The sequence below is a fragment of the Variovorax sp. 20P10.2.4 genome, from assembly GCF_058244205.1.
This window is the reverse complement of sequence record NZ_JBZAYE010000215.1, coordinates 1-10687: the sequence shown is the minus strand read 5'-3', so window position 1 is coordinate 10687 and position 10687 is coordinate 1. Positions and strand designations below refer to the sequence as shown.

Genomic DNA, 10687 nt, shown 5'->3' with positions numbered 1-10687 from the left:
CAAGAGCGAGGCCGCGCGCCACACCGCGCTGACCAACCTGTTCACCGGCCGGCCCGCGCGCGGCATCGTCAACCGCGTGATCCGCGAACTGGGCCCGATCGGCCCCGCGCCCGAATTCCCGCTCGCCACCTCGGCGATCGCGCCGCTGCGCGCCAAGGCCGAGGCCCAGGGCAGCGGCGACTTCTCGCCGCTGTGGTCGGGCCAGAACGCGAGCGGCTGCCGCGAACAGCCCACCGCCGAGATCACGCGCTCGCTGGCCGAAGGCTTCAAGGCCTCGGTGCGCTGACAGGACCTTCCGCTTTCTTCTTCCATCGACATGACCACGCTCCAACTGCCGCTCCAATTCCTCGAACAACCGACCGCCGTCGGCACGCGCGATCCCTGGCTGCTGGTGCTGATGCATGGCGTGGGCAGCAACGAGCAGGACCTGTTCGGCCTCGCGCGCCTGATGCCGCCGCAGTTCCACGTGCTGAGCCTGCGCGCGCCCTACGTGCTCACGCCGGGCTCCTATGCCTGGTTCGAGTTCGAGGTGCTGGCCGATGGCCAGCGCCGCATCGACGAGGACCAGGAGCGCGAGAGCCGCTTCCTGGTCGGCGAGATGCTGGCTTCGGCCTCGGCGCAACTGGGCATTCCGCCCGAGCGCGTGGTGGTCGGCGGCTTCAGCCAGGGCGGGATCATGGCGTTGTCGCTGCTGCTGACCAGGCCGGCGTCGATGCGCGCCGCGATGGTCTGGCACAGCCGGCTGCTGCCGCAGGTGCTGCCCCAGGTGGCCGCGCCCGAGGCCTTCGAAGGCAAGTCGCTGTGGGTGAGCCATGGCAGCGCCGACAACGTGATTCCGCCCGCGGCCGCGCAGGCCACGCGCGAACTGGCGCGCGGCCTGCCGCTCGCGCTCGCGGGCAGCGATTTCCCCGGCGGCCACGAGATCCGGCCGGCCGAGCTGCAGGGCACGCTGGCCTGGCTGCAGTCGCTCACGGCCGCGCACTGAGCGCCGAGCGCGCGCCCCGGAAACCGGTGGCGCCACCTGCGTGTCGAGGGCGGGGCTGAACTTCCGTGTGGCGAGGGCGTCACACGGGGTTACGAGGACCGGCGCGTTCCGGTCCTCTTGTTCGTGCAACATGACGGTTCGTCATCACGCACCGCACGCCACAGGAAAGACACGCCGACATGCCCGAGAACGACAACAACGAACTCCGTGCCGAACGCGACATGAGCACCGCGGGCGAGACCCGTGACTACGCACCGCGCCGCGAGCGCTCCATGCTGCCGTGGGCGCTGCTCGTGCTGGTGCTGCTGGTGGCCGGCTACTTCGGCTGGCGCTGGTACCAGCAGCAGCAACAGCCCGTGGCACCGCCGGTGGCCGCCACCACGCCCGAAGACGCACCGCCCGCGCCCGCGCCGGCCCCCGTGGCCTCGGGCCCGCAGAACCCGGTCGACGCGCTCGCGCCGCCCGATGCCGCGCTGCCCTCGCTGGCCGACTCCGACTCGCGCGTGCTGAAGGCGCTGGCCGAACTGCTCGGCGGCAAGAACGCCAACACCTTCCTGCGCCCCGACGGCGTGGTGCGGCGCTTCGTCGCCACGGTCGACAACCTCGCGCGCGAGCAGGCACCCGCGAGCGCCTGGCCGGTGCAGCCCACGGGCCAGCGCTTCATCACCGAGGGCCAGGGCGCCAACCAGACCATCGCGGCCAACAATGCGGCGCGCTACAACGGCTTCGTGCTGCTCGCCGAATCGGTCGACCCGGCCAAGGCCGCGGGCGTGTACGCGCGGCTCTATCCGCTGTTCCAGCAGGCCTATGAAGAGCTCGGCTATCCGGGCCGCTATTTCAACGACCGGTTGATCGCGGTCATCGACCACCTGCTGGCCGCGCCCGAGCCCAAGGGCCCGGTGCAGGTGCGGCTGGTCGAGGTCAAGGGCGACTATCCCTCGCAGCGCCCGTGGACGCGCTACGAGTACGTCGATCCCCAGCTCGAGTCGCTCAGCGCGGGCCAGAAGATCATGGTGCGCATGGGCCCGGAGAACGAGCGCAAGCTCAAGGCCAGCCTGCGCGCGCTGCGCCAGCAGATCGCCACCGGCGAGGTCGCGAAGAAGAAGTCCTAGCCCGCCGCGCCGGTCTTCGGCGCCTGGATGTCGAGGCTCCACATCGCGGTGTCGCTGGTCGACACCGCCACCGCGCCGGCCGCGAGCGCGCTGCGCACGTCGTTGGTGGTGATTACGAAACCCGAGGCGACGATCGGCGGCAGCGCGTTGCGCTCCTTGATCGAGATGTGCGGCAGCATCGGCGCGGGCATCAGCTGGACCAGGTTCGGGTCGCTCTGCTCGAGCGCCTTCACGCTGCGCGGCCAGGTCGAGCGGTCGGTCACGAACACCTTCTGCATGGTCAGCAAGCCGGCGCGGTTGGCACGCTGGATGGTCGCCACGCGCGTGGACACCAGGCTGGTCGCGCCGATCTCGGCCAGGTACTCCACGCCGCCCTTGTCGGGCGAGATGCCCTCGCAGCTGTCGATGTTGACGATGGCGATCTTGTCCGCGCGCGTGATGGTCGCGACCACGGCCTGCAGCCGGCGCAGCTCCACGTTCGCGACGATGGCGATCTCGCTCGCGCTGTCGACGAAGCTGTCGATCTGCTCCGCGCCGTAGAGCGTCGCGATGATCGGGTGCCGCGCGAGGCGCGCGCCGAGGGAACGGTCCATTCGATGGGGCTCAGTCTGCGGAAGGGGGCAGCTCGTCGGTGAGGCCGAGCTTGCCCGGGTTCAGGATGTTCTTCGGATCCAGCGTGCGCTTGATCGCCTGCAGCACCGGGAAGGCGCTGCCCAGCGAGTCGGCCATGTAGGGCGCACGCAGCAGCCCGACGCCATGGTGGTGGCTCAACGCGGCATTGTGGCGCACCAGCACCGCGTTGGCCGCGTCCCAGGCCGCGCGGTACCAGCGCGCGCGGTCCGCCACCTCGACCTCGCCGCGCAACGAGAAGTAGAGGCAGGCGCCGTCCACGTAGGCATGCGACTGGTGGGCCGAGCCGGCCAGCGTGCCGGGCACGGCGTTGATCGCGGCCACCACCTCGTCGTAGATCGCGGGCAGGTCGCTCCAGCGGCCGCTCATCTCGAGCGTGTCGGCCACGAAGCCCGGGCTGCGCTTGAAGCCCTCGGCGCTCTTGCCCGTGAGGTAGCGGGTGTCGAGCCAGCGCTCGAAGATCACCGGCCCGTCGAGCTCGCGGCCCAGCTCGCGGCAGGCGCGCTCGCTGATCGCCATGACCGCGTCGACCATCTCGGGCGCGCCCTCGTCGGCGATCAGCAGCACGTGCGTGTCGGCCAGCTCGAACTGCACCTTGCTCTCGAGCGCGTCGTACAGCCGCAGCGCGGCCGGGTTGGCGCCGCGCTGCATGATCTGGCGGCAGGCCTCGAGGCCGGTGGCGAAGCTGTCGAAGCCGAAGGCGATGGCGCGGCCGTAGTCGGGCAGGCGGTGCAGCTTGAGCCGCACGCGCACGATCACGCCGAGCGTGCCCTCGGAGCCGATGAACAGCTGCTGCAGGTCGGCGCCGACCGCGGCGCGCGAGTAGCCGCCCACGGTGACGAGGCTGCCGTCGGCCAGCACTACGTCCATGCCGAACACCATGTCCTCGATCTTGCCGTAGCGCGTCGAGAGCTGGCCCGCGCCGCGGCAGGCGACCCAGCCGCCGACCGTGCTGATGCCGAAGGACGAGGGCCAGTGGCCCATGGTCATCCGGTGGTCGCGCTGGATGGTCTCCTCGAACACGTCGCCGAACATGCCGGCCTCGACCTCGACGATCTGGCTCTCGGCATCGAAGCCGATGAATTCGTTGAGCTCGCAGACGTCGAGCACGATGCCGCCGCGCACCGGCAGCGCCGCGCCGGTCACGTTGCTGCGGCCGGCCGACACGGTGACGGGAATCGATGCCGCGTGCGCGATGCGCATCACGGCCTGGATCTGCTCGACGCTCGACACGCGCACGATCGCGGCCTGCGGCGTGGCGGGCTGTCCGCCGGTCTCGCTGACCATGGAGCCGGCCCACCAGTCGCGCGTCCAGGCCACCACGTCGGCGGTGGCGGTGAGCACCTCGTCGGCGGCCTGGCGCAGCGCCTCGAGCTGCGCGGGCGGCACCGCGATCGGCGCGCGCTGCAGGCCAGCCGGGCCGTCGGTGGCCGCGATGGTCTTCGCATAGGCCGGTGGCGTGTGCGCACCGACGATGTAGTTGCGGCGGTTGTAGCCGCGCTGGATGGCGTCCTTGCTGATCATCTGCTTTCTCCCATGAGGATGGATTTTTCGTGTGCGAGGGCGGCGCGGTAGCTGGTGACCTGCTGCGCCGTCTCGGCGGGGGACAGGCCGAGTTCGGCCTGGAGGATTTCGCCCACGCGGTCCGCGGCGCGGCCCGAGGCGTCGCGCGCCATCAGGCGCGCGCGGATGCGCCGCGACAGCACGTCGTCGACGGTGCGGGCGAGTTCGTGGCGCACCGCGTAGACGATCTCGGCCTCGCTGTAGGGCAGGCCTTCGACGATCGGCTTCTGCAGGCCGGGGTCGTCCTGCAGGATGTCGCTGACGAAGCGCGCCTCGGTGCCGTAGCGCTCGCCCAGGTGGGCCGAGAGCCCGCCCGAGGCGGTGATCGCCTGCGCGTCGTAGCCGGCCGCGCCGAGCAGGAAGGCCGACTTGGTCTTGCAGCCGGCGCGCCGGCCCAGCACCTTCTGCGCGGCATCGATGGTCTGCTCGGCCATGTGGCGCGAGGTGGTGAGCTTGCCGCCGACGATGGTCAGCAGCCCGTCGGAGGCGGTGCGGATCTCGTGGTTGCGCTTGATCTCGAGCGTCTTGCCGCCGGGCGGCGCCACCAGCGGACGGCAGCCCGCGATGCTGCCGACCACGTCCTCGGCGCGCAGGTCGGTCTTGAGCGCCGAGCGCGCGCCCTCGAGCAGGAAGTCGAGCTCCTCGCGCGTGCAGCAGACGTCGTCGAGGTTGCCCTCGTAGTCCTCGTCGGTGGTGCCGAGGTAGGAGACGTTGCCCCAGCGCGTGATGGTCGCGCGCCGGTTGCGGCCCGGCACTGGAATGGTCACGGTGCAGTCGTTGCGGATCTTGAGCCAGGGGATCGCCACGTGCACGCCCTTGGCCGGGCGCACGTTGAGCGTCTTCTCCTCGTTCTTGCGCCGGCCGTCCCAGTCGCGCAGCCAGACGCCGGTGGCCATCACCACGACGCGGGCGCGCGCGCGGATCTCGCGGCCGTCGGCCTGCACGATCGCGCCGTCGACCTTGCCGTGCGCGTCGCGCGTGATCTCGATCGCCTTCGCATGGTTGAGCACCGCGGCGCCGTGGAAGGCGGCGGTGCGCGCCACGTTGAGCGTGAGGCGCGCGTCGTCCACGCGCGCGTCGAAGTACATGAAGCCACCGGTCAGGTGCTCCTCGCGGAAGGTGGGGCAGTGCGACAGCACCTCGGCCTTGCTGAGCTTCTGGTGCAGGATGCCCTCGCGCCAGCCGCCCGCGATGTCGTAGGTCCACAGCAGGCTCTCGAAAGCCTTGGCCAGGCGCTTGTCGAACACGCCCTCGCGCTCCATCACAGGGAACAGGAAGGGCAGGCGCTGCACCAGGTGGCGCGCGTTGCGGCGCAGGCGCTGGCGCTCGAGCAGCGAGTGCCGCACCAGGCCCAGGTTGCCCTGCTCGATGTAGCGCAGGCCGCCGTGCACCATCTTCGAGGACTTCGACGAGGTGCCGAAGGCGAAGTCGTCCTTCTCGACCAGCGCGACGCGGTAGCCGCGCAGGCTGGCATCGAGCGCGGCATAGGCGCCGGTGATGCCGCCGCCGACGATCAGCATGTCGAAGTGCTCGTCGCCCAGGCGCGCGAGCAGGTCGGGGCGGTGCAGGCGCAGGGGCTCGGTGGCCGTCATCTCGGCGCGGTCCCTGGCCGGTCGAAGGGATGGCAGGACCCTCATCGTGGAAGTTCTCCTGGCGTGGTGGAAAGTGGTGGGTTCTTGAAGCGCTGCGCATGCGCGAGCTCGGAGTCGACCCGTGCCTGCCATTGCGCGCGCCGGGCCTCGCGCTCGTCGGCGCCGATCGCGGGTTCGAACACCGCGTCGGTGGCCAGCGTGGCGCGGGCCTCCTGCAGCGAGGGCCACAGCAGGCCCGAGGCACCCGCCAGGAAGGCGGCGCCGCGCAGGCTCGCGCGCTCGGTCTCGGCCATGCGGCGCACCGGCATGCCGCTGAGGTCGGCCTGGATCTGCAGCAGGGTCGAGCTGCCCGACAGGCCGCCGCCGACCACCAGCTCGGACACCTGCAGGCCCGAGACCTGCTCGTTGGCCGCGATGCACGCGGCCACCGAATGCGCGATGCCCTCTAGCACCGCGCGCGCCACCTCGGCGCGCGTGGTCGCCATCGAGATGCCGGTGAGCGAGGCGCGCGCGGCCGACTCCATGGCGGGCACGCGCAGGCCCGTGAGGGCGGGGACGAAGCTGACGCCGTTCGCGCTCGCGGCCTCGGCCGCCAGCGCGCCGATCTGCGCCGCGTTCTCGAACCACTGCAGCTTCTCGCAGACCCAGTTGAGCGCGGATCCGGTGGTGGCCACATAGGTCTCGACCGCGAAGTGCGAGACGCCGCCCGAGCGCCGCGCCGTCATGGCGAGCGTGCCCGGATGCAGGCCCGCGTCGAGGGGCGGCACGGTGCCGGTGATCACGTCGACGAAGCTGCCGGTGCCGTGCACGCACATGGCCTGCGCGCGGTCGAGACAGCCCAGGCCGACGGCGCCCGCATGCTGGTCGCCCGCGCAGGCGAGGATCGGTACCGCGATGCCGAGCAGCTCGGCGCGCGTGCGGCCCAGGTCGCCGGCATCCTCGCGCAGCGCGGGCAGCAGCGCGCGCGGAAAGCCCAGGGTGTCGATCCACTCGAGCTGGTAGCGGTGCTCGGCCAGCACGTAGGCGTTGCCCGAAGTCACGTTGGTCGGCGTGGTCACGCATTCGCGCCGCTCCGACAGGTGCCACAGCAGCCAGCTGTCGATGGTGCCGAAGCCGAGCCGGCCCTGCTCGAAGGCATGCGCCACGGCCGGCGTGTCGCGCAGGTGGTGCGTGGCCCAGAGGTAGGGCGAGCGCACGCCGACCGGGCGGCCGAGCTGGCGCATCAGCGGCGCGTCCCACTCGGGCGCGAGGCGCGCCAGTTCGTCGACATGGCGCGTGTCCTGCCAGACCATCACGGGCACCAGCGCGCGGCCCGTGTGGGTGTCCCACAGCACGGCCGAGCAGCGCTGGGTGGCGATGGCGAGCGCGGCGATGCGCTTGCCCTCGGCCTGGGCGCGCGCCACGCTGGCGCGGCACACGGCCAGGGTCTTCGCGAGGATCGCGTCGGCGTCCTGCTCGACCACGCCGGGGCGCGGCGTGTCGACCGAAAGGGGCGCGTACTCGAGGCAGGAGACATGGCCGTCGCGGCCGACGACCGCGGCGCGCGTGCCCGAGGTGCCTTCGTCGATGGAGAGGATCACGTCCTCGGTGGTGGAGCTCATCGGTTCATTTTTCCCACGGCGGGTGAGGGCCTGTTAACACTATGCAAGGGGTCGCGTTGCCCCGCAAAGGGGCTGGATGCAAGGCGCCCACGCGCAGCAAGGCTGGCGCCTTGCAAGCGCGGGCAACGCCGCAGACGGCCCCTTTGCGGGGCAACCCGGAGGGAAGCTCGCCAAAGCCCGCCCCTCGGCGTTGCGCTCCTAGCGTGTGCGGACGCACACGCGTCGTCGCGCGCCTTGATGGGCGGGCTTTGGCGAGCTTCGCGACCCCTTGCATAGTGTTAACAGGCCCTACGCGAATCGGAAGGGATGCCGGCGCGCGCGTCGTCCTTGAACTGCGGCGCACCGGCTTCGTTGTCGGGGTTGATTCCGGTACGGGTCGGGTCCCAGCGGATCGCGAAGCAGATCGCGCTGGCGATCAGCGGCACCACCGAGAGGATCAGGAAGGTGTGCTCGAGCCCGTACTTCTCGCGGAACAGCGGGAACACCAGCAGGCCCAGCGCCGCGCCGATGGAGCCGAGCGCGCCGATGATGCCGTTGGCCCCCGCGCGCAGCTCGCTGCGGAAGGACAGCGAGGACAGGCTCTTGCCGTTGGCGCCCGGTCCGCCCGAGTGGAACAGGATGAACAGCGAGGGCACCGCCACCGCCAGCCACAGTGGCATGCGGCCATGGAACAGGCCCAGCGTCAGCAGCATGAGGAACACCATCGCGAAGCCGAAGGCCGAGGCGCGGCGCAGGCCGAGCTTGCGGCCGATCCACGGCGAGAGGAAGCCGCCGAAGATGCCGAACACGTTGAAGGCCAGCGCGCCGATGGTGGCCTGCGCGAAGTCCTTGCCGAACAGCGTGGCGCTGATCAGCGGCAGGTACCAGCCGACCGCGAAGTACTGGATCGACTGGCCGATCTGCACCGTGGCCGCGAGGATGGTGCGCGGCAGGTAGACGCCGCGGAAGATCAGCAGCACGTTGGCCGCGCCGCGGCGGGCCTGGTTCGTGACCGGCACGCGCTCGTGGCGCGGCGCGGCGGCGAAGCGCTCTGCATAGATGCGGCTCATGGCGGCGGCGGCCTCGTCGAGCCGCTCCTTGCGCGCGAGCCAGACCGGGCTCTCGACCAGCAGCGCGAACTGCAGCAGCAGGATCGCGAGGCCGAACACCGCGGTGGCGGCCACCGAGTAGCGCCAGATCGAGTCGCCCACGTTCCACGAATAGAACATCAGCGCCAGCAGCAGGTTGCTGCACACGGCCAGGTACCACATGCCCTGCCAGGTGTTGAGCCGACTCTTGAAGCGCGCCGGCGTGAACTCCGCCAGCACCGCCATCGCGATCGCGAAGTCGATGCCGTAGGCCGCGCCCACGAAGAAGCGGCCGACCAGGATCGTCTCGAAGCCCGGCGCGAACACCACGATCACCGCGCCCGTGACGGCCAGCACCTTGGCGAGGATCAGCGGCCGGATGCGGCCCCAGCGGTCGGCCATCCAGCCGCCGATGGGATTGAAGGCGATCGCGACCCACGAGGCCATCGAGGTCATCAGCGCGACCTGCGCGGCGCTCAGCGAGAGGTTGCGCGTCATGGGCCCGAGGCCCGCGCTCAGTGCGGAATTGGAAAAGGCGTCGAGGAACAGTCCGCCGAGTGCGAGCCACCAGATGACGGCGGCCCGGCCCTTGATGCCCTGGCGTGAATCCAGGTAGGCGATGACATCGTCGATGCCGCGGATCTTGAGCGCGTTGGGTTGCACAGTTGTCTCCATTGGAATAATCCGCAAGAAGACGATGCAAACCATGCAGGCGCGACAAAGCCATCTCACAGATGGTCTTTAAATCTGAACCTGCGCCGAAATTCTAAGTGCGAAGTTTTCAATCCGTCAATGAATGTGATTCGAGGCGGTGTTAACCACTAGAACCGCCAGAAGCCACCGTGTTGCATCTGTTCCCGCGGGGACAAACGGCGGCGGCCCGCGTTCCTAGAGTCGCGTGCTTCGAAAGACATGACGAGGAACGAACGAGACATGAAGACCCTGATCCACGCCATCGCGCTGGGCGCCGCCGCCTGCCTGGCCTTGCCGGCGGCGCACGCGGCCACCGTGCAGCAGCACGCGGTGCCATCGACGGTGCCCGATCCGCTCGCGGGCGCCGATGCGGCCAGGGGCACGAAGGTCGCGTTCACGCTGTTCCTGCCCGATGCGAAACCCGAGGGCGGCTATCCGCTGGTGCTGCATGCGAGCGGCTTCGGCCTCGGCCGGCTGCGCGAACTGCCGCCGCGCGACACCGACTCGGCCGCGAGCTACTGGTCGCGCGTCGACCGCCTCGTGCCCACGCTGGTCGAGCGCGGCTATGCGGTGATCAGCTTCGACCACCGCGGCCATGGCGACAGCGGCGGCGACAGCCGCATCATGGATCCGCAGGCCGAGATCGCCGACATCCGCAGCCTGATCGACTGGGCCGAGCGCGAGCTGCCGCTGCGCAAGGGCGCCGACGGCAGGCCGCGCATCGGCAGCATCGGCGGCTCGTACGGCGGCGGCTACCAGATGCAGCTCGCGCAACTCGAGCCGCGCATCGCGACCGCGATCCCGTCGATGACCTGGTACGACCTGCAGCATTCGCTGGCGCCGCAGGGCGTGCTCAAGCAGGGCTTCGTGCAGTTCGAATGCTTCATGGCGCAGCGCGGCAAGGTGCGCGACGGCGGCCTGCTGCGGCCGCTGTGCGAGACGGCGCCGAAGCCCGGTGCCTGGTCCTGGAACGACATGGGCGCCGATGCGCAGCGGCTGCGCGATGCCTACCAGGCGCACGGGCCCTCGGGCCTGAGCTGGTCCGGGCAGCCGTCGCGCCGCGTCGATGCGCTGGTGGTGCAGGCCAGCGAGGACGTGCTGTTCGACATGGACGAGGGCCTGCGCAACTGGCGCCAGCTGAAGGCCGTCGGCGGCGATGTGCGGCTCATGGTGCTGCGCTCGGGCCATGTGAATCCGCGCGCGGGGCAGCGCGACAAGCCCGCGCGCTGCGGCAGCGTCGATGCCATGGACGCGATGCTCGGCTGGCTCGATGCCAAGCTGCGCGACATCGAGCCGGCCGCGCCTTCGGTGCCCCAGCTGTGCATCGCGCTCGACGACGGCACGGCCTTCGAGGGCACGGCGCCGATCGCGGCGCAGTCAAGCGCAGCCCTCGCGCGCACAGAGGTGCGCGCGGATTCGCCGGCGCCGGTCTTCGTTCCCTTGC

Annotated in this window: 9 protein-coding genes; 4 read left to right on the top strand and 5 right to left on the bottom strand. The window is 70.8% G+C overall.

The features are described 5' to 3' along the window. From AC27VN_RS20150 to AC27VN_RS20140, 3 genes are all read left to right on the top strand, one after another. A partial coding sequence (locus AC27VN_RS20150; RefSeq protein ID WP_490877655.1) for a nitronate monooxygenase occupies positions 1-286 on the top strand: 286 nt, incomplete at its 5' end. Positions 287-316: 30 nt separating this feature from the next. Continuing rightward, positions 317-985 (top strand): alpha/beta hydrolase, encoded by a 669-nt coding sequence (locus tag AC27VN_RS20145; RefSeq protein ID WP_490877654.1) that lies wholly within the window; start codon positions 317-319, stop codon positions 983-985. Positions 986-1164: 179 nt separating this feature from the next. After that, positions 1165-2097, top strand: a complete 933-nt coding sequence (locus tag AC27VN_RS20140; protein WP_490877653.1) for a DUF3014 domain-containing protein — start codon at positions 1165-1167, stop codon at positions 2095-2097. Here AC27VN_RS20140 and AC27VN_RS20135 read toward each other — a convergent pair. The 5 genes from AC27VN_RS20135 to AC27VN_RS20115 all read right to left on the bottom strand — a co-directional run bounded on the left by AC27VN_RS20135 (position 2094) and on the right by AC27VN_RS20115 (position 9213). Then, complete coding sequence (locus AC27VN_RS20135; RefSeq protein WP_057596439.1) at positions 2094-2690, bottom strand: glycerol-3-phosphate responsive antiterminator; 597 nt, start codon at positions 2688-2690, stop codon at positions 2094-2096. The genes AC27VN_RS20140 and AC27VN_RS20135 overlap by 4 nt on opposite strands. A gap of 10 nt (positions 2691-2700) precedes the next feature. Next, positions 2701-4251: an FAD-binding oxidoreductase gene (locus AC27VN_RS20130; protein WP_490877652.1), complete on the bottom strand. Its 1551-nt coding sequence runs from the start codon at positions 4249-4251 to the stop codon at positions 2701-2703. Further along, a complete protein-coding gene (locus tag AC27VN_RS20125) occupies positions 4248-5927 on the bottom strand; it encodes a glycerol-3-phosphate dehydrogenase/oxidase (RefSeq protein ID WP_208510386.1) in 1680 nt (559 codons plus the stop codon). Before AC27VN_RS20125 ends, AC27VN_RS20130 begins: the two co-directional genes overlap by 4 nt. Continuing rightward, positions 5924-7483: an FGGY family carbohydrate kinase gene (locus AC27VN_RS20120; protein WP_490877651.1), complete on the bottom strand. Its 1560-nt coding sequence runs from the start codon at positions 7481-7483 to the stop codon at positions 5924-5926. The genes AC27VN_RS20125 and AC27VN_RS20120 overlap by 4 nt, the downstream gene beginning before the upstream one ends. 278 nt (positions 7484-7761) lie before the next feature. Then, a complete protein-coding gene (locus AC27VN_RS20115; protein WP_490877650.1) occupies positions 7762-9213 on the bottom strand; it encodes an MFS transporter in 1452 nt (483 codons plus the stop codon). Between the two features lie 270 nt (positions 9214-9483). Here AC27VN_RS20115 and AC27VN_RS20110 point away from each other — a divergent pair. Beyond that, a partial coding sequence (locus AC27VN_RS20110; RefSeq protein WP_490877649.1) for an alpha/beta fold hydrolase occupies positions 9484-10687 on the top strand: 1204 nt, incomplete at its 3' end.

What these genes read in the sequence shown, in the direction of transcription:
- AC27VN_RS20130 (WP_490877652.1), bottom strand. Translation starts at nt 4,251, where the DNA reads ATGATCAGCAAGGACGCCATCCAGCGCGGCTACAACCGCCGCAACTAC.
- AC27VN_RS20140 (WP_490877653.1), top strand. Translation starts at nt 1,165, where the DNA reads ATGCCCGAGAACGACAACAACGAACTCCGTGCCGAACGCGACATGAGC.
- AC27VN_RS20120 (WP_490877651.1), bottom strand. Translation starts at nt 7,483, where the DNA reads ATGAGCTCCACCACCGAGGACGTGATCCTCTCCATCGACGAAGGCACC.
- AC27VN_RS20145 (WP_490877654.1), top strand. Translation starts at nt 317, where the DNA reads ATGACCACGCTCCAACTGCCGCTCCAATTCCTCGAACAACCGACCGCC.
- AC27VN_RS20125 (WP_208510386.1), bottom strand. Translation starts at nt 5,927, where the DNA reads ATGAGGGTCCTGCCATCCCTTCGACCGGCCAGGGACCGCGCCGAGATG.
- AC27VN_RS20135 (WP_057596439.1), bottom strand. Translation starts at nt 2,690, where the DNA reads ATGGACCGTTCCCTCGGCGCGCGCCTCGCGCGGCACCCGATCATCGCG.